The organism is Microbacterium sp. YJN-G (assembly GCF_015040615.1).
In the GTDB taxonomy this organism is placed as follows: domain Bacteria; phylum Actinomycetota; class Actinomycetes; order Actinomycetales; family Microbacteriaceae; genus Microbacterium.
The window spans coordinates 935,355-955,025 of record NZ_CP060402.1 but is presented as its reverse complement, the minus strand read 5'-3'; the positions used below and the strand labels follow the sequence as shown (position 1 = coordinate 955,025).

The following is a 19,671-nucleotide window of genomic DNA, read 5'->3' as shown; positions in this document are numbered from 1 at the left end:
TCTTCGATCCCCGCCGAGCGCCGGACGCTGCTTGCGCAGCGTTATCGATCCACGCTGGGCGCGCGCACGGCCTCGACGGCGCGGACCTCGTCCTCCAGAAGACGGGTGCGCTCTCGCAGGGCGCGCTCGGCGTCCCAGCCGTTCTCGCGGGCCTGGGCGACGAGGGCGAGCAGGAGGTCGCCGAGGGCGGATTCGGAGGCGACGCGTATCGTCTCGCCTCCGGCTCGCTCGACGACCGGGGTCTGATCGACGACCTTCTCCGCACGCCCGAGCACCTTCTGCGCCCGCGCCAGCGCCGGCATCCCGCTCGGCACCCCGTCGAGCACGCTGCGCCGCTCGCGCTTCTCGGCCGCCTTGGCGGCGTTCCAGTGCACGAGCACCTCTTCGGGTGTGGTTGCCACGGCATCCGCGAAGACGTGCGGATGCCGGCGGACCATCTTCTCCGCGAGGCCGCGCGCGACATCGTCGATGTCGAACGGGTCATCGGGATGCTGCGCCGCCACGGCGGTGTAGAAGAGCACCTGCCAGAGCAGATCGCCGAGCTCCTCGCGCAGCTCGGCGCGATCGTCGGATTCGACGGCGTCGATGAGCTCGTGCGACTCCTCGATGAGGTACGGCACGAGATCGCGGTGGGTGATCCGCTGCGACCACACGCAGCGTTCGCGCACCTGACGCATGGTCTCGGCAGCCGCGCGCAGCGGGTCGGAGAGCTCGAGCGGGTCGGTCATCGCGTTCTCCTCCAGAAGTGAGCCGGGTCAGGCTTCCCGCGCTGCCAGGGTGCGATAGTGCCGCGCTCGCAGCGACACGAATACTCCCGAGAGCAGCAGGGCGATCAGCGAGCCGCCCAGCACACCGAGGATCGCCTGGTCGCGCACCGCGGCGTCGTCGGCGAAGGCCAGGTTGGCCAGCAGCAGTGAGACGGTGAAGCCGATGCCTCCGAGCACACCGGCCGCGACGAGATCGGGAAGCACGAGTGCGGGGGCCGTGCCGCGCGGGCGCAGCTGCAGGCTGATCCACCCGAACAGCGTGATGCCGATGATCTTGCCCACCGGCAGGGCGACCAGGATGGCCCAGAACGCCGGCGACAGCTCGCTCGGCGACACCTGCGGGATGACGACGAACGCGGCGACGAACGCGAACACCGGCAGGATCAGCCCGTTCACGGTGGGCTCGAGCGCGTGGCGGGTGCGCTCGGCCGGCACGGGCGCCATGACCAGACCGAGCATGACGCCGGCGATCGTGGCGTGGATGCCGGATGCCGCCATGAGCCCCCACGCGATCACGCCGACCACGCCCATCGCCACCGCGATGCCCGAGTGCCCGGCGCTGTGCAGCCAGCGGCTGAGCAGCCAGAAGACCGCCACGGCGACTGCGGCGAGCGCGAACACCAGCCAGTCGACGTCGTGCGCGAACAGCACGGCGATGAAGACGATGCCGATGATGTCGTCGAGGATGGCCAGCGCCAGCAGGAACACCCGCACGGCCGGGGGCAGCCCCTTGCCGAACATGGCGAGCACGCCCAGCGCGAAGGCGATGTCGGTGGCGGTCGGGATCGGCCAGCCGGACGCTGTCGACGAGTCGCCGGCGATGAGCAGGTAGACGCCGATCGGCACGAGCACGCCGCCGGCGGCGGCGATGGCCGGCTGCACGGCCTTGTGCAGCGAGTTCAGCTCGCCGTGCGTGAGCTCGTGCCGCAGCTCGATCGCCACCACGAGGAAGAAGATCGCGAGCAGCCCGTCAGAGACCCAGTGCGCGATCGACAGATCGAGCGAGGTGCCGGGGACGGCGATGTGCGCGTGGAGCACGTCGGCGATCGGGCCGTGCGTGGGCAGGTTCGCCAGCAGCAGGCCGATGGCCGCTGCCGCGAGCAGGAGGAAGGCCGGGAACTGCTGGCCGCGAAGAGGGTTTGCCGAGATGCGCATCCCGTCCATGCTAGGACTTGCCCTGGCGCCGTCACGAAGCACGGGCGCCGACGGGCCCCGCGTTACGCTCGGGATATGCCCCCCGAGCCCACGAATACCGAAGCCATCCGCGTCATCAGCCGCTTCGAGGCGTCCAACGGCATCCCCGACAGCATGCGCGCCGACGTGCGCATGCTGGGCGGTCTGCTGGGTCAGGTGCTGCGCGAATCCGGCACGCCCGGACTGTTCGAGGACGTCGAGCGGCTGCGCCTGGCGACGATCCAGGCGGCGGATGCCGACGGCGACGACGCGTTCGAGCGCGCAGCATCCATCGCCGATTCGTTCTCGATCGAGCGGGCCGACGAGGTCGCCCGGGCGTTCACCTGCTACTTCCACCTCGTGAACCTCGCCGAGGAGCACCAGCGGGTGCGCGTGCTGCGCGAGCGCGCGGGCCGCCCCTCTCGCGACGAGGCGACCGACACCGTCGCGGGCGCCTTCGCACAGCTGCGCCGGGAGGTCGGCGACGACGAGGCCGCCGCGCGCCTCGCCGAGCTGCGCTTCCACCCCGTCTTCACCGCGCACCCCACCGAGGCGCGCCGCCGCGCGGTGTCCAGCAGCATCCGCCGGCTCTCCGAGCTGCTCACCCAGCACGACGCCGCCAGCGACGGCGGGGCCGAGCAGCGGCGCGCACTCCGCCGGATGCTGGAAGAGATCGACACGCTCTGGCGCACCGCTCCCCTGCGGGCGCAGAAGCCCTCGCCCACGGACGAGGTGCGCACGGTGATGAACGTGTTCGACGAGACGCTGTTCACCACGGTGCCGCACGTGTACCGCCGCATCGACGACGCCCTGCGCGGCGAGCAGTCGGGCAGCGTCGCCCCGGTCGTCCCGGCCTTCGTGCGCATCGGGTCGTGGGTGGGCGGCGACCGCGACGGCAACCCGTTCGTCACCGCATCCGTGACCCGCGAGGCCTCCGACATCGCGGCGGATCACGTGCTGCGCGGCATCGAGCGCGCCATCGAGCGGATCGGCCGCACGCTCACCCTCGACGCCGGTGACACCCCGCCCAGCGCCGACGTGCTCGCGCTGTGGACGCGCTTCGAGCAGGCCGAGCCGCAGCTGGCGGCCGAGATCGCCAAGCGCTCGCCCGACGAGCCCCACCGCCGGGTGATGTTCACCCTCGCCCACCGGGTGCACGCCACGCGCACCGAGGCGGATGGCGCCTACAGCGCCCCCGAAGAGCTGCTCGCAGACCTGCGCACGATGCAGTCCTCCCTGGAGTCGGCCGGTGCGGTGCGGCACGCCTTCGGCGGGGTGCAGCACCTGATCTGGCAGGTGGAGACCTACGGCTTCCACCTGACCGAGCTCGAGGTGCGCCAGCACTCCCAGGTGCACGCCGAGGCGCTGGCCGAACTGGACGCCGGCGGTGAGATCAGCGAGCGCACCACCGAGGTGCTCGACGTGTTCCGCGCCGTCGCCGACATCCAGCGGCGGTACGGGATGCGGGCCGCCGGCCGCTACGTCGTCTCGTTCACCCGCTCCGCCGGCGATCTGGCCGCGGTGCACCGCCTCGCCGCCTACGCGCTCGGCGACGACGCCCCTGTGCTCGACGTCGTGCCGCTGTTCGAGACCTTCGCCGACCTGCAGGCCGCTCCCGGCATCCTCGCCGAGGTCGTCACCTTCCCCGAGTTCCGCGCCCGGCTCGAGGCCACTGGCAATCGGCTCGAGGTCATGCTCGGCTACTCCGACTCGTCCAAGGACGTGGGGCCCGTCGCCGCGAACCTCGCCCTGTACGAGGCGCAGCGCGACATCGCGCAGTGGGCGGTCGACAACGGCATCCGTCTCACCCTCTTCCACGGCCGGGGTGGCGCCCTGGGCCGCGGCGGCGGACCGGCGAACTCGGCCATCCTCGCGCAGCCGCCGCACTCGGTGGACGGGCGCTTCAAGCTCACCGAGCAGGGCGAGGTGATCTTCGCCCGCTACGGCGAGCCGGCGATCGCGATGCGCCACATCGATCAGGTCGCGGCAGCCACGCTGCTGGCATCATCCCCCACCGTGGAGCAGCGCACCAGCGGCGCGGCCGAGCGGTTCGCGTCGATCGCGAGCACGATGGACACCGCCTCCCGTGAGCGGTTCTTCTCGCTGGTCAAGGCCGAGGGCTTCGCGCCGTGGTTCGCGACCGTGACGCCCATGGAGGAGATCGGGCTGCTCGCCCTCGGTTCACGCCCCGCTCGGCGCGGCCTGTCGGTCGAGTCGCTCGAGGACCTGCGGGCGATCCCGTGGGTGTTCGCCTGGACGCAGGCGCGCATCAACCTCGCCGGCTGGTTCGGCCTGGGCACCGCCCTGGATGCCGTCGGCGACGAGCAGGCGCTGATCGAGGCGTACCGGGAGTGGCCGCTGCTGCGCACCATGGTCGACAACGTGGCGATGAGCCTGGCGAAGACCGACGAGCGCATCGCCCGCGAGTACCTCGCACTCGGCGACCGCGACGACCTCGCCGCGATCGTGCTCGACGAGCTGCGCCTGACCCGCGAGTGGGTCGTGCGCCTCACCGGCGGCGACGCGCTGCTGACGAACAAGCCGATCCTGCAGCGCGCCGTGCAGCTGCGCACGCCGTACGTCGACGCGCTCTCGCTGCTGCAGCTGCGGGCGCTGCGCGCCCTGCGCAGCACGGCGACGGTCGAGCCCGTGCAGGATGCCGATCTGCAGCGGCTGCTGCTGCTGTCTGTCAGCGGCGTCGCGGCGGGTCTTCAGAACACCGGGTGACACGGATGCTAGGGACCCCTAGCGAGCGTTGTAAAGTGAAAACTCAGCCTGATCCGGCGAAGCATCATGCGACACGATCGCTCGCATCCCCCATACCCATCTCTCAGAGAGCTTCCCGCGTGACCGATATCACTGCCGACTTCCACCCGCTCAGCACCATCGCACAGCCCGTCTTCGACGCAGTGCGTGCGCTCAACCCGAATGAGCCGGAGTTCCACCAGGCAGTGCACGAAGTGCTGCACTCGATCGGGCCGGTGCTCGATCGGCACCCCGAGTACATCGAGAACGGCATCCTCGAGCGTCTGGTCGAGCCGGAGCGGCAGATCATCTTCCGTGTGCCGTGGATCGACGACGCCGGCAAGCTGCAGGTCAACCGCGGCTACCGCGTGCAGTACAACTCGGCGCTCGGCCCGTACAAGGGCGGACTGCGCTTCCACCCGACGGTGAACATCTCGATCATCAAGTTCCTCGGCTTCGAGCAGATCTTCAAGAACGCGCTCACCGGCCAGGGCATCGGCGGCGGCAAGGGCGGCTCGAACTTCGACCCGCACGGCAAGAGCGAGGCCGAGGTCATGCGCTTCTGCCAGTCGTTCATGAACGAGCTGTACCGCCACATCGGCGAGCACACCGACGTCCCCGCGGGTGACATCGGCGTCGGCGGCCGTGAGATCGGCTACATGTTCGGCATGTACCGCAAGATCACCAACCGCCACGAGTCCGGCATCCTCACCGGCAAGGGCATCGGCTGGGGCGGTGCGCAGGTGCGCACCGAGGCCACCGGCTACGGCGCGGTGTTCTTCGTGCAGGAGATGCTCGCCGTGCACGGCGAGACCCTCGAGGGCAAGCGCGTGGCGGTCTCGGGTTCGGGCAACGTCGCGATCTACGCGATCGAGAAGGCCACCCAGCTCGGCGCCCGCGCCGTGACGGCATCCGACTCCTCCGGCTACGTCATCGACGACGCCGGCATCGACCTGAGCCTGCTGCGCCAGATCAAGGAGGTCGAGCGCGGCCGTATCGTCGAGTACGCGAACCGCCGTCCGGGCGCCCGCTTCGTCGAGGGCGGCAACGTCTGGGAGGTCCCGGTCGACATCGCCGTCCCGTCGGCGACGCAGAACGAGCTGGATGTGGACTCGGCGCGGATGCTGATCGCCAACGGCGTGCGTGCCGTCGCCGAGGGCGCCAACATGCCCTCGACCCCCGAGGCGGTCGGCGCGTTCCAGGACTCGTCGGTGCTGTTCGCACCGGGCAAGGCCGCGAACGCGGGTGGCGTGGCCACCTCGGCGCTGGAGATGAGCCAGAACGCCGCGCGTCAGCGCTGGAACTTCTCGAACAGCGAGCAGAAGCTGCGCGACATCATGGCCGACATCCACGACGCGTCGTTCCGTGCCGCGGAGCGCTACGACGTCGCGGGCGACTACGTCGCCGGGGCGAACATCGCCGGCTTCGAGCGCGTCGCCGACGCGATGCTCGCCCAGGGCGTCATCTGACCCCGTCCCCCCTCTCGTCTATTTGTCACTGAGTGCCGTTATCCGCCTCGGATAGCGGCACTTCGTGACATATAGACGGATGGGGCGGGGCGGGGCGGGGCGGGCGCGGCGCGGGCGCTGTCAGAGGCGGTGGTCGTCGGCGTGACGGGCCAGTGAGCTGGCATACCGCTCGGTGAGCTGCACCATCAGATCGGGGGTGTCGCGATCGACACCGAACACGTGTCCCGGGAAGTCGAGGTCGGGCATCGCCTCGGCGATCTCGTCGGCGCGATCGGGCGAGAAGAGGCGCACGGGGTCTCCGACGGCGACCCAGCCGATCGGCACCACGGTCCCCTCGGGCAGCACCGCCCGCCGCTGCACGATGGCGTTGACCCGGATCTCGCAGTGCGCGCCGACGACCGCGCCGTTGAAGACGCGAGCGCCGGAGGCGAAGAAGACCTCCTCGCCCACGGTCGCACCCGCGATGCTCGCCAGCGTGCCGACCAGCGTGTGATCGCCGATGTGCACGGCGTTGGCGGCGGTGGCGCGGATCAGCGCGTTCTCCATGACGATCACGTGCTCACCGAGGGTGATGGGCCCGCCCTCGGCGGTGATCACGGCGCCGTGCAGCACCTGACAGTCCGGACCGATCTCGACATCACCCGAGATCACAGCGGTGGGCGCCACGACCGCAGTGTCGTGGATGCGGGGCCGAGCCCCGAGGTGCTCGTAGATCATGCGGCCAGACTAGCCGGGTGTGAGCGCGCTGCCCAGGAATCGGGGATGCCGCACGGACGTCAGCGGTTCGCGCCCCGCCCCCGGAACATGCCGAAGACAAGGGTCGCCAGGAAAAGGACGATCCCGAGAACCGCGAGCCAGAAGAGCCCCTTCACGACGAAGCCGAGGATCGACAGGCCCGCCCAGACCACCAGAAGCACGATCACAAGAGTCCACATGCCCAACAGCATCCTCCCTCCCCCGCGCGTCGCACAGGCCGTTGACCGCGCTCCCGCCGTCCGCTACCGGTTCGTGGGTGGTCGGCCAGGTGCTCACCAGCGACGGCGGGTTCACCCTGCGCTGAGACCCGACCGGGCGCGCAGCATCTGCTCCCCTGCATCCACGTACGCCGCGAACAGGTCGGTGACGTCGGCGAGACGGCGGGCTGCATGATCGTCCTCGGCGAGCTGCTCGCCGGAGCGCAGCGTGCGGATGAAGGCGCGCGCCCTCTCGTGGCTGGCCGCCAGCAGCTGCTCGAACCCGCCAGCGGCCTCGACCAGCAGCCGGCGGCTACCCGGCTGCGGGATGGTGCGGGCGAGACCCCAGCTGGCCAGCGATCGGACCGCGGTGCTCACGGCACCGCTGCTGAGTCCGAGCGACTGCCGCAGCTGCTCAGCCGTGCACGGCTCAGCCCGCAGCAGCAGGTGCCCGTAGACCCGCCCGGTCGCCCTGGGCAGGTTCCAGGAGAGAAGCATGTCGCCCATCGCATCCGCGAAGCGCTCGGCATCCGTCATCCCGGCATCGTTCATGAGGTCATCTCCTCGAGGATCGACAGCAGCGCAGTCGTGCTCGCCGCCGGTTCGTCGAGGGTGACGACGTGGCCGGCGCCCTCGATCACGTGCTCTCGGACGCCTTCGGCGAGCGCCCAGCGCGACATCGCGGAGGCGATGTTGCCGGTGGCGTCCTGCGCACCGCGGATGAGGCCGAGCGGCACCGGCGTGCGATATCCGGCCTCGGGTTCGACGAAGGACGCGGTCGCCCGCCACAGGTCGAGGAAGGTGCGCTTCGGCATCCTCGCGAAGAGCGCCTCGATCTCGTCGACCGCTTCGGGGCGGACAGCGGATGCCCGCGCCATCAGGCCGGGCAGACGCGCGGCGGGGATCAGGCCGAGCAGCGGTGCGGCGAGCCGCAGCGCGAACCGTTCTACGGCCGTCAGCGGGCCGGCGTTCCAGGTCGAATCGATCACGACCAGGCCCGACGCCGCCTCGGGCCACCGGCGCACGAACGCCTGCGCGAGGTTGCCGCCCAGCGAGTGCCCGACCAGCACCGGCCGGTCGAGGGCGCAGGCTTCGATCAGCTCGCCGAGATCGTCGAGAGCATCGGATGCTGTGAAGCGGGCGCCGTCGCGCAGCGGCGATCCGCCGTGCCCGCGCAGATCCCAGAGCACCGGGCGGAACCCGGCGGCGCGCAGGGCATCCGCCTGTGCGGCGAACATGGTGTGATCCATCCCGGCTCCGTGGGTGAGGACGACCGCCGGTCCGTCTCCACCCGGATCCTCGTACTGCAGCTGCGCGCCGGGTCGCTCCAGCACTCCCGCCAGTTTCACCATTCTCTGAAAATAGCAGCGGCGGCGATGTCGGCGGCCGCGAGCCGTCGCCGGCTCAGCCCGCCTTGACGGGTTCCGGGAACATCGCGGTGAAGAGGTTGCCGACCCACTCGATCAGCGCGGGACCGTCGGGACCGGGCATCGGCACGACCAGCGCCTCTCCCCCGCCGACGAGCTTGGCCTTCGGGTAGAGCCGCTGCAGCCGGATCTTCATCGAGTCCTCGAAGCGCGCCGGGGCGACCCGCAGGTTCGACCCCATCGCCACGACGTCGGTGAGACCGGCGCGGGCGGCGCGACGCCGCAGGCGGGCGACCGTGACGAGCGTCTCGACCTCCTCGGGCAGCGCGCCGTAGCGGTCGATGAGCTCCTCGGCGACGAGATCGATCGCGTCGTCGGGGGCGGTCGCGGTCGCCGCGGATGACAGTTTCTGGTACGCCTCCAGCCGCAGTCGTTCGCTGTCGATGTAGTGCTCGGGGATGCGCGCCTCGACCGGCAGCTCCATCCGCAGCTCGGCACCGGTCTCGGTCTCCTCGCCGCGGAAGGTGGCCACGGCCTCGCCGATCATGCGCAGGTACAGGTCGAAGCCGACGCCGGCGATGTGCCCGGCCTGCTCGGCTCCGAGCAGGTTGCCCGCGCCGCGCAGCTCGAGGTCCTTCAGCGCCACCTGCATGCCCGAGCCGAGGTCGTTGTTCACGGCGATGGTCTGCAGCCGGTCGGCGGCGGTCTCGGACAGCGGCTTGGCGTCGTCGTAGAGGAAGTACGCGTACGCCCTCTCGCGCCCGCGGCCCACGCGTCCGCGCAGCTGGTGCAGCTGCGACAGCCCGTACTTGTCGGCCTTGTCGATGATGATCGTGTTGGCGTTCGAGATGTCCAGACCGGTCTCGATGATCGTCGTCGACACGAGCACGTCGTACTTGCGCTCCCAGAAGTCGTCGACGACCTGCTCGAGCTGGTGCTCGCCCATCCGGCCGTGCGCGACGGCGATGCGCGCCTCGGGAACGAGCTCGGCGAGCTCTGAGGCGACCCGCTGGATCGACTGCACCCGGTTGTGCACGAAGAACACCTGCCCCTCGCGCAGGATCTCGCGGCGGATCGCCGCGGCGATCTGCTTGTCGCTGCGGGGGCCGACGAACGACAGGATCGGATGCCGGTCCTCGGGCGGAGTCTGCAGCGTCGACATCTCGCGGATGCCGGTGACCGCCATCTCGAGCGTGCGCGGGATCGGGGTGGCGCTCATCGCGAGGATGTCGACGTTGGTCTTCATCTTCTTGAGTGCGTCCTTGTGCTCCACGCCGAAGCGCTGCTCCTCGTCGATGATCATCAGGCCCAGGTCCTTGAACATCACCTGGTCGGTGAGCACGCGGTGCGTGCCGATGACCATGTCGACCGAGCCGTCCAGCAGCCCCTGCAGGGTGAGCTTGGCCTCCTTGTCGGTCTGGAACCGCGAGAGGGGCCGCACCTTGACGGGGAATCCGGCGAAGCGCTCGGTGAAGGTCTCGAGGTGCTGCTTGACCAGCAGCGTGGTCGGCACGAGCATCGCGACCTGCTTGCCGTCCTGGATGGCCTTGAACGCGGCGCGCACGGCCACCTCGGTCTTGCCGAAGCCGACGTCGCCCGAGAGCAGCCGGTCCATGGGGATCGGCCGCTCCATGTCGGCCTTGATCTCGTCGATGGTCTGCAGCTGGTCGTGCGTCTCGGCGAACGGGAACGCCTCCTCCAGCTCGCGCTGCCAGGGTGTGTCGGGCCCGAAGGCGTGCCCCCTGGCGCTCATGCGCGCCGAGTACAGCTTCACCAGCTCGACGGCGATGTCGCGCACCGCCTTGCGCGCCTTGCCCTTGGCCGCAGCCCAGTCGCTGCCGCCCATCTTCGACAGCACCGGCGCCTCGCCGCCGACGTACTTCGAGAGCAGGTCGAGCTGATCGGTGGGCACGAACAGCTTGTCGCCCGGGTAGCCGCGCTTGGACGGCGCGTACTCCAGCACCAGGTACTCGCGGGTCGACTTGGTGGCGTTGCGCCCGCCGGTCGACACCTCGCGCTTGGTCATCTCGACGAACCGCCCGATGCCGTGAGTGGTGTGCACGACGTGGTCGCCCTGCTTCAGCTGCAGCGGGTCGACCACGTTCCGCCGGCGCGAGGCGAGCTTCTTCACGACCCGCTGGTCGCCGCCGATGGTGCGCCCGTAGAACTCGTTGTCGGTGAGCACGGCGAGCTTCGCATCGGGCACCTGGAAGCCCGACTCCACCGCGCCCGCCACCAGCGTCGCGACGCCGCCCTCCGGTGCGGCGACGAGATCGCCGACGACGCGGGCCGCGAGTCCGCGGTCGCTGAGCACGTCGCGGGCGCGCTCGACGAGACCCTGGCCGGATGCGATGACGACGACCCGCCACCCTTCACCCAGGCGTGCCTCGACGAACGAGATCGCCCCGTCGACGTTGCCGTGGAACGAGGGGATGATCGACGAGTCGAGGTTCGCGGCATCCGCATCGTCGGTCGCGAAGGTGCTCAGCCGCCACCAGACCCCGTCTCGGTCGCGCACGATCTCGCGCAGCCGGCCGATCGAGATGAAGTCGCCGGCACCCAGGTCGATGGGCGCCGAGGCGCCCGAGGTCGCCGCGCTCCAGGCGGCATCCAGGAACTCGCGGTTGGTCTCGCCGAGGTTCTGCGCGCGGGTGCTCGCCCGCTCGGGGTCGACGATCGCCGTGGCCGAGCCGGCAGGCAGGTAGTCGGCGAGGGTCACGAGGGGGCCGGCCACCGCCGGGAGCAGCGATTCCATGCCCTCGACCGGTATGCCCTCGGCCATCTTCTCCAGCATCCCCGAGATGGCCGGGAACTTGCCCACCAGCCCGCCCGCCCGCTCGCGGACCTCGGGGGTGAGCAGCAGCTCCCGGCTGGCGGGCAGCTCGACCGAGGCGACATCGCCCGGCAGCGAGCGCTGGTCGGCGACCGAGAATGCGCGGATCTGATCGACCTCGTCGCCGAAGAACTCCACCCGCAGCGGGTGGTCGGCGGTCGGCGGGAAGACATCGAGGATGCCGCCGCGCACGGCGAACTCGCCGCGGCGCGACACCATGTCCACCCGCGAGTAGGCGCGCTCGACGAGCCGCTCGACGGCCTCCTCCAGCTCGATGCCGCGACCTCCGATGCGCAGCTCGAGAGGGGCGGCGGCGCCGAGGTTGGCGGCCAGCGGCTGCAGGGCCGCACGCACCGAGGCGACGACGACCAGCGGCTTCTCACCCGTCCACGTCGTGATGCGCCGCAGGGTCTCCAGACGGTGGCCGACCGTGTCGGGGCTCGGGCTCAGCCGCTCGTGCGGAAGCGTCTCCCAGGCGGGGAAGGTCAGCACCTCGGCATCCGCCAGATACGACCCGAGCGCGGCGGCGACCGACTCGGCGCGACGGCCCGTGGGCGTCACGACGAGGGCGGATGCCGGAAGGCCGGCCTGTGCGCGCTTGCCCAGGAGCCCGGCGATGACCGGGGCGTCCAGCCCGTCGACCACGGAGATCTCGGCATCGGTGCGGGCCCAGGTGAGGGCGTCGCGGTACAGGTTCGCCTCTTCCAAGGCACGCAGAATCCCCGGAACAGTCACCGGACGAGTCTACTTGCCGGTCCGACATCACGGCCGGGGGTTCCGCCTCCCGATCAGCGTGTTCGCCGCGCGCGGCGGAAGCCGTCGACGGCGAGGATGCTCAGCGCCACGGCGAGGATGCCGTAGACCAGTGCGTCCGCCCCCTGCATCCGCTCCCCCAGCAGCAGGGCGACGCTGACCAGCAGCACCGGCTCGACGTAGCCGAGCAGCCCGAAGACCGGCATCGACAGCAGCGACGAGGCACCGAGGTAGAACGTCATGGCCGCGGCACTGCCGAGGCCGATCGCGGCGAGGACGGTGTACTCGAGCACCGAGGGCTCGATGGGGGACGCGGTGAGGGCGAGGACGGCGAACGGCGCGAGCAGCGCCATGTCGAGCCCGAAGACCATCGGCCCGTCGAGGCCGAATCGCTGCCGCAGCACGAAGTACAGTGCGTACGGACCGCAGATCATCAGCGTCACCCCCGACAGCTCGGGGGTGCCGATGAGCTTCACCGCGACGGCCACCGCCGCCAGGCTCATCACCAGCCACTGCATCCGGCTGACGTGCGCCTTCATCAGGAAGCGCCCGGCGAGCACGAGCGAGATCGGCAGCAGCAGGAAGCCCAGTGCGGCGTCGAGGCCGTGTCCGTGCATGGGCGCCCACATGAACAGCCACAGCTGCACTCCGGCGATGGCCGTCAGCAGCAGGCCGAGCAGCGGCATCCACCATCGCGAGCGCAAACGGCGCCAGAGCATGATGACCTCGCGCCGCGCCGCCGGATGAGCGAGCGCAGCGGCGTAGCAGAGCAGGGTGAGCAGCACGCGCGCGGCGAAGACGACGTCGGCCGAGGAGGTGACCAGCGACGCGACGTAGAACATGCCGGCGAAGATCGCCGAGGCCAGCAGCGAGAACACCACGCCACGCGGAGAGGACCGCGACTCGACCACTGCCGTCCCCTTTCGATGACCGTGCGGCTTTGATGACCGTGCGGCTCTCGATGACCGTGCGGCGACGGCGATCGCTCGCCCTCCCGAGTCTACCGGCGCGCCCTGCGCCGCCTCCCGGCTCCCGGGACGCCCGGCGACCGGTACTCTGGCGCGATGGAACCGGTGACCCTGCGCACAGAACGACTCGTCCTCAGCATCCCCACCGGGGCCGACATCGACGCGATCACCGCCGCCTGCCAGGATCCCGAGGTCTCGCGCTGGACCACGGTGCCCAGCCCGTACTCGCGTCAGCACGCCGTCGACTTCGTCGAGAAGGTCACGCAGTCGTGGGCGGAGGGTGTGGAGTCGGTCTGGGCCGTCCGCCTGGACGGGGAACTCGCCGGCATGATCGGCCTGCACCGGATCACGGCGCACCCGAGCGGCGGCGAGGCCGAGATCGGCTATTGGGGCGTGGCGTCGTTCCGCGGTCAGGGTGTGATCGGCGAGGCGGCACGGGCCGTCGTCGACTTCGCCTTCGACGAGCTGGGCGCGGTCCGTCTGTCGTGGCGCGCCGTGGCCGGCAACGTCCCCTCGGCTCGCACCGCCCGCAGCCTCGGCTTCCGGTACGAGGGGATGCTGCGGCAGGGGCTGGCAGGCCCGCACGGACGCGACGACGGCTGGATCGCCGGGCTGCTGGCGACCGACGACCGCACGCCGGTGGAGTGGCCGGTGCTCTGAGCTCGTCCGCTGCCGGCCGGGCAGTGGGCTCGGGGCCCCGAGATCCGGTCGCCCCTGGGCCGCGTCGGATGCGCGTGACAGGATGGCACCATGCCCGAGATGCCGGAGGTGCAGGGACTGGTCGGGTTCCTCGGCGAGCGCGCCGTGGGGCGGACGGTCACGCGCGTCACCGTGGCCGCCATCGCGGCGCTGAAGACGTTCGATCCGCCGGTGACGGCGCTGCAGGATGCCGTGATCACCGGCACCGCACGCCACGGCAAGTTCATCGACCTCGCGCTCGGCGATGACCTGCATCTGGTCTTCCACCTCGCGAAGGCCGGCTGGCTGCGCTGGCACGACGAGCTGCCCAAGACGCTGATCAAGCCGGGCAGGTCGCCGATCGCGCTGCGCGTGGCCTTCGACGACGGCCGCGGATTCGATCTGACCGAGGCGGGCACCAAGAAGTCGCTCGCCGTGTATGTGGTGCGCGACCCGCAGGACGTGCCCGGCATCGCCCGGCTCGGCCCCGATCCGCTCGATCCCGCCTTCACACGCGACGCCTTCGCCGCGCTGCTCGCCGGGCGGCGCACCCAGATCAAGGGACTGCTGAGGGATCAGGGACTCATCGCCGGCATCGGCAACGCCTACAGCGACGAGATCCTGCACGCGGCGAGGATGTCACCGTACGCCCCGGCCGCGAACCTCGGCGACGACGATATCGACCGGCTCTACGCCGCGATGCAGGAGACATTGCACGAGGCGATCGCCGAGGCCGCCGGCCGTCCGCCGGCGGAGCTCAAGGATGCCAAGCGCGCCGGCTTCCGGGTGCACGCCCGTCGTGGCGAGGCGTGTCCGGTGTGCGGCGACACGGTGCGCAGCGTGTTCTTCGCCGACCGCAGCCTGGAGTACTGCCCCACCTGCCAGACCGGCGGGAAGATCCTCGCGGACCGCCGGCTGTCCCGGCTGCTGAAATGAACATGTATCAGCGGGAATGAATCCCCGGATGGCATGTTGACTACACTCAGAGCATCAACGTGCTCCGGGGTCGGTGAGAATCCGAACCGGCGGTGACAGTCCGCGAACGCCTGGCGACAGGCGCCGATCCGGTGGAAATCCGGAACCGACGGTGATGCGAGTGAATACTCGCTAGTCCGGAGGAGAGGCAGCACGGGCGACGCGAACGCGTGCGCTGCCGGCCCCGGTTATCCAGAGAGAGACGACCGATGGCAGTCACAGACGCGGAACGCGACGCGATGAGCCGCGCCCTCGCGCTGGCCGCGAAGGGTCCCCGCGGAGTGAACCCGCAGGTGGGCGCCGTGATCCTATCCCCCGCCGGCGACGTGATCGCCGAGGGCTGGCACCGCGGTGCCGGCACCGCGCACGCCGAGGTCGATGCGCTCTCGCAGCTCGCGCCCGGCGCCGCCCGCGGCGCGACCGCCGTCGTGACGCTCGAGCCCTGCAACCACACCGGCCGCACCGGCCCGTGCGCGCAGGCACTCATCGACGCCGGTGTCGCCCGCGTCGTCTACGCGCTCGACGACCCGGGTGACGCATCGAGCGGCGGAGCCGACCGGATGCGCGCCGCGGGAGTCGACGTGGTCGCGGGCGAGCAGGCGGATGCCGCGCACGCCCTCATCGCCGACTGGCTGACCGTGCAGCGGCTGGGCCGCCCGCACGTCACCGTGAAGTGGGCGCAGAGCCTGGACGGCCGTGCCGCGGCATCCGACGGCACCAGCCAGTGGATCACCGGGCCGGTCGCCCGCGCCGATGTGCACCGCCGTCGCGCCGAGGCCGACGCGATCGTCGCCGGCACCGGCACGGTGCTCGCCGACGACCCGGCGCTCACCGCGCGCGACGGCGACGCGCTTCTGCCCCACCAGCCCGTTCCCGTCATCATCGGCTCGCGTCCGACACCGCAGGATGCCGCCGTGCGACGGCATCCGCATCCCCCGCTGTTCTACGACACCCGCGACCTCACCGCCGTGCTGGCGGATCTGCACGACCGCGGCGTGCAGCGCGTGTTCGTCGAGGGCGGTCCGACCCTCGCCAGCGCGTTCGTCGCCGCGGGTCTTGCCGACACCGTGCTCACCTACCTCGCCCCCGTGCTGATCGGCGGCCGGCGCCTGGCGCTGACCGACATCGGCGTGGGCACCATCGCACAGGCTCGACGTCTCACCGTCGACCAGTGGTTGCCGCTCGGCGACGACCTGCTCGTCGTCGCCCACGTCACCTCCGAACCGGAAGGAAGCTGATGTTCACCGGAATCATCGAGGAGATCGGCGAGATCGCCGCGATCACGCCCTCCGGAGACGGCTGGCGCCTCACCGTGCGCGCCCCGCACGCGGCATCCGACGCCGTGCACGGCGAGTCCATCGCCGTCAGCGGCGTCTGCCTGACCGTGGTGGCCTCCACCGCCGACACGTTCGACGCCGATGTCATGAAGCAGACCCTCGACGTCTCCGCCCTCGGCGCGGTCGAGGTGGGCACGCGCGTCAACATCGAGAAGGCGATGCCGGTCGGCGCCCGCCTGGGCGGGCACATCGTGCAGGGGCACGTCGACGGCGTCGGCACGGTGATCGAGGTGCGGCCGGGTGCGCAGTGGCGCGTGCTGCGCTTCAGCCTGCCCGCCGAGCTCGCCCCGCTCGTCGTCGACAAGGGATCGATCAGCGTCGCCGGCACCTCGCTGACCGTCAGCGCCGTCAGCGCCCCCGCCGGCGGCGACACGGATGCCGGGCACTGGTTCGAGGTGTCGCTGATCCCCGAGACCCTCGAGGTGACCATCCTCGGTGCGCTTCAGCCCGGTGACGTCGTCAACCTCGAGACCGACATCCTCGCCCGTCACGTGGAGCGCCTGCTTGCGTTCCGCACTGCTCCGGAAGGAGGCTCGCGATGAGCCTGTCCACCATCAACGATGCCCTCGAGGCGCTGCGCGCCGGACGGCCGGTGATCGTCGCCGACGACGAGAACCGCGAGAACGAGGGCGACATCATCATCTCGGCCGAGCTGGCCACCGCGCAGACCATGGCGTGGATGGTGCGCTGGACCTCGGGCCTGATCTGCGCCCCGATGCCGGCCGACCTCGCCGACAGCCTCAACCTGCCGCCCATGGTCGAGAGCAACGAAGACGCCCGATCGACCGCGTACACCGTCAGCGTCGACGCCGCCGAGGGCGTCACCACCGGCATCAGCGCGCACGACCGCGCGCACACCCTGAACGTGCTCGCCGACCCGGCATCCACCGCAACGAGCATCATCCGCCCCGGCCACATCCTGCCGCTGCGCGCCGTCGACGGCGGCGTGCGCGAGCGCGCCGGCCACACCGAGGCGGCCGTCGAGCTGATGCGCCTGGCAGGTCTGCGCCCGGTGGGGGCGATCGCCGAGGTCGTCGACGAGGACGGCAGCATGATGCGCCTGCCCGGCCTGATCGAACTCGGTCAGCGCGACGGCGTGCCGGTGATCACGATCGAGCAGCTCATCGCCCACGTCAACGAGACCGAGCCGCTGGCCCCGGATGCCGCACGGCATCCGCGTCGCCGCGTCAGCATGCGTGCCGACGCGACCGTCCCCACCGACCACGGCACGTTCCGCTTCCTCGCCTACAAGGACCGCGTCACCGGCACCGACCACATCGCGGTCGTCTCGGGCACGCCGAGTGAGACCGCGCTGGTGCGCGTGCACTCCGAGTGCCTGACCGGAGAGGCGTTCGGCTCGCAGAAGTGCGAGTGCGGCCCGCAGCTGCAGGCGGCACTGGACATGATCGACGCCGAGGGCGGCGTGGTCATCTACATGCGCGGCCACGAGGGCCGCGGCATCGGGCTTATCAACAAGCTGCGGGCCTACAGCCTGCAGGAGGAGGGCCTCGACACGGTCGATGCGAACCTCGCGCTGGGCCTGCCCGCCGACGCACGCGAGTACGCGGCGGCAGCGGGCATCCTCGCCGATCTGGGCGTGTCGAAGGTGCGCCTGCTGACCAACAACACCGACAAGGTCGCCAAGCTGCGCGAGCTCGGCCTCGACGTCGTCGAGCAGGTGCCGCTCATCGTCGGCGTCGGCCCCAACAACCACCAGTACCTCGAGACCAAGCGCGATCGCATGGGCCACATCATCGGCGAGTCCGAGCTGGCCGAGGCGCTCGCGAGCGGAAAGGACCACGAATGAGCCGCGAAGGCGCCCCCACCACCGACAGCCCGATCGACGGTACCGGCCTGCGGGTCGTCGTCATCGCCGGCACCTGGCACGACACGATCACCGACGGGCTCATCGCCGGGGCGCAGCGGGTGCTCGACGCCTCCGACGCGGCCCACTCGGTGGTGCGCGTGCCGGGGTCGTTCGAGCTCGCCGTCGCCGCGCAGGCCGCCTTCGCCGGCGGCGCCGACGCGGTGGTCGCGCTCGGCGTGATCATCCGCGGCGGCACACCGCACTTCGAATACGTGTCGGCCGCCACCACCGACGGGCTCACCCGCGTGGCACTGGATGCCGGCAAGCCGGTCGGCTTCGGAGTGCTCACCCTCGACGATGAGCAGCAGGGACTGGACCGGGCGGGTCTGCCCGGCTCGCAGGAGGACAAGGGCGCCGAGGCGGCCGATGCCGCGCTGCGCACCGCCCGGGTGATCGCCCAGCTGCGCGGCTGAGCCGAGCGGGGGCTTCCGGAGGCTTCCGCGAGGAGCGGCGGCCCCGCAGCATGCCACGAACGCCTCCCGATCAGCGATCGGGAGGCGTTCGCGTGCGCGTCGGCGGTTCGCCGGTCAGTACGACGCGGTGACCGTCCGGGTTGCACCGTCGTGCGTCATCGTGCCGCCGTAGGGCACGATCCACTGCGGGCGGGTGTGCCCAAAGGGCACGCCGATGCAGACGACGGCATCCGGGTTGTAGCGGCCGACCGTGTCGAGGACTGCATCGCGCTGGGCGGCGCGCAGCGCCATGCGCTCATCCGCCGACGGGAGTACGTCGAAGGAGCTCACCGCAGGCCGCGCCACGATGACGCCGTCGACCGCCGCCAGCAGACCGCGCTCGCCGTACGCGCGCAGCTGCTCGGCGACGACATCGGCGGGCGTGAGGCGCTCGCTGGTCTCCAGCAGCAGGATGCCGCCGCGCAGCTCGTCGACCGACGGCATCCGGTCGGCCAGGGCGAGCTGTGCGAGCACCTCGACGCATCCGCCCCAGGTGCGTCCGGTCACCGACTTCGCGGGCCCGGCCCACGACCAGGGTTCGGTCGGCTCTCGATCCCCGAACTCGGTGAGCGCGTCGGAGCTCTCCCATCGTCGCCCGAAGTCCTCGGACTCACCCGGTTCGGTGAGCGCGATCTCGCCGCCGTCGATCACCGCGGCGCGCAGCGAGCGCAGCTGTTCGTCGTCGACGGCGGGGCCGGCACCGAGATGAACCTGCGTGGAGCCGCCGTAGTATCCGGCGACGCCGAGCCGCCACAGCCAGTTCAGGATGTTCGTGTTGTCGCTGTAGCCGACGAACGGCTTCGGGTCGCCGACGGCGAGCGCCGGGTCGAGGTGCGGAGTGACCAGGATCTGGTCGTCGCCGCCGATCGTGGCCAGGATCGCCCGGATGCCGGGATCGGCGAACGCCGCATTCACGTCGGCCGCACGGGCCTCGGGGCTCGCATCCAGCTGCCGCGTGGTGGGGTACTCGACCGGAATCAGGCCGGTGAGCTCGGTCAGCCGGCGCATCGCCTGCTCGTGGAGCGCCGGAGAGACGGCGGGTGCGGCGAAGGCCGGCGAGAGGATGGCGACGCGGTCACCGGGTCGTGCTTTCGGCGGGATCAGCATCCCTCCATCCTGGCCGACCTCCGGTCACCTGTCCCAGAAGTCGCGGGTCACCGCCGCCCGCACCGGCACTTACTGGGACATGCCCGCAGGCGGTGTCCCAGAAGTCGCGGGTCTCCGCCGCCCGCACCGGCACCTACTGAGACACGGCCCCAGACGATGTCCCAGAAGCTGCGGGTCTCTGCTGGCCGCACCGGCACCTACTGAGACACGCCCCCAGACCATGTCCC

At 71.1% G+C, this 19,671-nt stretch carries 17 protein-coding genes; 8 read left to right on the top strand and 9 right to left on the bottom strand.

The genetic code is table 11. The annotated features are described in order from the left end of the window. Positions 1 to 41: 41 nt before the first annotated feature. On the bottom strand, positions 42 to 728 hold the full coding sequence (locus H7694_RS04400) for a MazG family protein (protein ID WP_193598333.1): 687 nt from the start codon (positions 726 to 728) through the stop codon (positions 42 to 44). Between the two features lie 27 nt (positions 729 to 755). Further along, a complete protein-coding gene (locus H7694_RS04395) occupies positions 756 to 1,922 on the bottom strand; it encodes a Na+/H+ antiporter NhaA (protein WP_193598332.1) in 1,167 nt (388 codons plus the stop codon). 75 nt (positions 1,923 to 1,997) lie between these two features. Here H7694_RS04395 and H7694_RS04390 point away from each other — a divergent pair, with 75 nt between their 5' ends. Together H7694_RS04390 and gdhA are read left to right on the top strand one after the other, a co-directional pair. Next, complete coding sequence (locus H7694_RS04390; protein ID WP_193598331.1) at positions 1,998 to 4,667, top strand: phosphoenolpyruvate carboxylase; 2,670 nt, start codon at positions 1,998 to 2,000, stop codon at positions 4,665 to 4,667. Positions 4,668 to 4,795: 128 nt separating this feature from the next. Further along, entirely contained in the window at positions 4,796 to 6,154 is a 1,359-nt protein-coding gene (gdhA, locus tag H7694_RS04385) for an NADP-specific glutamate dehydrogenase (protein ID WP_413782933.1), read from the top strand. 120 nt (positions 6,155 to 6,274) lie between these two features. Here gdhA and H7694_RS04380 read toward each other — a convergent pair whose 3' ends face one another. From H7694_RS04380 to H7694_RS04355, 6 genes are all read right to left on the bottom strand, one after another. After that, entirely contained in the window at positions 6,275 to 6,871 is a 597-nt protein-coding gene (locus H7694_RS04380) for a gamma carbonic anhydrase family protein (protein WP_193598330.1), read from the bottom strand. Positions 6,872 to 6,930: 59 nt separating this feature from the next. Continuing rightward, a complete protein-coding gene (locus H7694_RS04375; protein ID WP_193598329.1) occupies positions 6,931 to 7,089 on the bottom strand; it encodes a hypothetical protein in 159 nt (52 codons plus the stop codon). A 111-nt stretch (positions 7,090 to 7,200) separates the two neighbouring features. Then, positions 7,201 to 7,659, bottom strand: a complete 459-nt coding sequence (locus H7694_RS04370) for a GbsR/MarR family transcriptional regulator (RefSeq protein ID WP_227468285.1) — start codon at positions 7,657 to 7,659, stop codon at positions 7,201 to 7,203. After that, the gene (locus H7694_RS04365) at positions 7,656 to 8,441 is read right to left on the bottom strand and encodes an alpha/beta fold hydrolase (RefSeq protein ID WP_227468284.1); all 786 of its coding nucleotides are present in this window, start codon (positions 8,439 to 8,441) and stop codon (positions 7,656 to 7,658) included. The genes H7694_RS04370 and H7694_RS04365 overlap by 4 nt, the downstream gene beginning before the upstream one ends. 70 nt (positions 8,442 to 8,511) lie before the next feature. Beyond that, positions 8,512 to 12,042, bottom strand: coding sequence for a transcription-repair coupling factor (gene mfd / locus H7694_RS04360; RefSeq protein ID WP_193598327.1), 3,531 nt, complete (start codon positions 12,040 to 12,042; stop codon positions 8,512 to 8,514). 53 nt (positions 12,043 to 12,095) lie between these two features. Next, the gene (locus H7694_RS04355) at positions 12,096 to 12,971 is read right to left on the bottom strand and encodes an EamA family transporter (protein ID WP_193598326.1); all 876 of its coding nucleotides are present in this window, start codon (positions 12,969 to 12,971) and stop codon (positions 12,096 to 12,098) included. Between the two features lie 153 nt (positions 12,972 to 13,124). On the opposite strand from H7694_RS04355, the gene H7694_RS04350 reads away from it, so the two are divergent. The 6 genes from H7694_RS04350 to ribH all read left to right on the top strand — a co-directional run bounded on the left by H7694_RS04350 (position 13,125) and on the right by ribH (position 18,298). After that, on the top strand, positions 13,125 to 13,688 hold the full coding sequence (locus tag H7694_RS04350; protein ID WP_193598325.1) for a GNAT family N-acetyltransferase: 564 nt from the start codon (positions 13,125 to 13,127) through the stop codon (positions 13,686 to 13,688). A 90-nt stretch (positions 13,689 to 13,778) separates the two neighbouring features. Then, a complete protein-coding gene (locus H7694_RS04345; protein ID WP_193598324.1) occupies positions 13,779 to 14,642 on the top strand; it encodes an Fpg/Nei family DNA glycosylase in 864 nt (287 codons plus the stop codon). 248 nt (positions 14,643 to 14,890) lie between these two features. After that, positions 14,891 to 15,919, top strand: coding sequence for a bifunctional diaminohydroxyphosphoribosylaminopyrimidine deaminase/5-amino-6-(5-phosphoribosylamino)uracil reductase RibD (gene ribD / locus H7694_RS04340; RefSeq protein ID WP_193598323.1), 1,029 nt, complete (start codon positions 14,891 to 14,893; stop codon positions 15,917 to 15,919). Continuing rightward, positions 15,919 to 16,560: a riboflavin synthase gene (locus tag H7694_RS04335; protein WP_193598322.1), complete on the top strand. Its 642-nt coding sequence runs from the start codon at positions 15,919 to 15,921 to the stop codon at positions 16,558 to 16,560. Before ribD ends, H7694_RS04335 begins: the two co-directional genes overlap by 1 nt. After that, positions 16,557 to 17,825, top strand: coding sequence for a GTP cyclohydrolase II (gene ribA / locus H7694_RS04330; protein WP_193598321.1), 1,269 nt, complete (start codon positions 16,557 to 16,559; stop codon positions 17,823 to 17,825). Before H7694_RS04335 ends, ribA begins: the two co-directional genes overlap by 4 nt. Further along, the gene (gene ribH, locus H7694_RS04325; RefSeq protein ID WP_193598320.1) at positions 17,822 to 18,298 is read left to right on the top strand and encodes a 6,7-dimethyl-8-ribityllumazine synthase; all 477 of its coding nucleotides are present in this window, start codon (positions 17,822 to 17,824) and stop codon (positions 18,296 to 18,298) included. Before ribA ends, ribH begins: the two co-directional genes overlap by 4 nt. A gap of 114 nt (positions 18,299 to 18,412) precedes the next feature. On the opposite strand, the gene H7694_RS04320 is transcribed toward ribH, so the two are convergent. Then, positions 18,413 to 19,444 (bottom strand): S66 peptidase family protein, encoded by a 1,032-nt coding sequence (locus H7694_RS04320; protein ID WP_193598319.1) that lies wholly within the window; start codon positions 19,442 to 19,444, stop codon positions 18,413 to 18,415. Positions 19,445 to 19,671: the final 227 nt, after the last annotated feature.

Excerpts from the sequence above, each read along its gene's own strand:
- ribH (WP_193598320.1), top strand. The coding sequence starts at position 17,822 with ATGAGCCGCGAAGGCGCCCCCACCACCGACAGCCCGATCGACGGTACC.
- H7694_RS04345 (WP_193598324.1), top strand. The coding sequence starts at position 13,779 with ATGCCCGAGATGCCGGAGGTGCAGGGACTGGTCGGGTTCCTCGGCGAG.
- H7694_RS04335 (WP_193598322.1), top strand. The coding sequence starts at position 15,919 with ATGTTCACCGGAATCATCGAGGAGATCGGCGAGATCGCCGCGATCACG.
- ribA (WP_193598321.1), top strand. The coding sequence starts at position 16,557 with ATGAGCCTGTCCACCATCAACGATGCCCTCGAGGCGCTGCGCGCCGGA.
- H7694_RS04350 (WP_193598325.1), top strand. The coding sequence starts at position 13,125 with ATGGAACCGGTGACCCTGCGCACAGAACGACTCGTCCTCAGCATCCCC.
- H7694_RS04370 (WP_227468285.1), bottom strand. The coding sequence starts at position 7,659 with ATGAACGATGCCGGGATGACGGATGCCGAGCGCTTCGCGGATGCGATG.
- H7694_RS04395 (WP_193598332.1), bottom strand. The coding sequence starts at position 1,922 with ATGCGCATCTCGGCAAACCCTCTTCGCGGCCAGCAGTTCCCGGCCTTC.
- H7694_RS04380 (WP_193598330.1), bottom strand. The coding sequence starts at position 6,871 with ATGATCTACGAGCACCTCGGGGCTCGGCCCCGCATCCACGACACTGCG.
- H7694_RS04400 (WP_193598333.1), bottom strand. The coding sequence starts at position 728 with ATGACCGACCCGCTCGAGCTCTCCGACCCGCTGCGCGCGGCTGCCGAG.
- H7694_RS04320 (WP_193598319.1), bottom strand. The coding sequence starts at position 19,444 with ATGCTGATCCCGCCGAAAGCACGACCCGGTGACCGCGTCGCCATCCTC.
- ribD (WP_193598323.1), top strand. The coding sequence starts at position 14,891 with ATGGCAGTCACAGACGCGGAACGCGACGCGATGAGCCGCGCCCTCGCG.
- H7694_RS04375 (WP_193598329.1), bottom strand. The coding sequence starts at position 7,089 with ATGTGGACTCTTGTGATCGTGCTTCTGGTGGTCTGGGCGGGCCTGTCG.
- H7694_RS04390 (WP_193598331.1), top strand. The coding sequence starts at position 1,998 with ATGCCCCCCGAGCCCACGAATACCGAAGCCATCCGCGTCATCAGCCGC.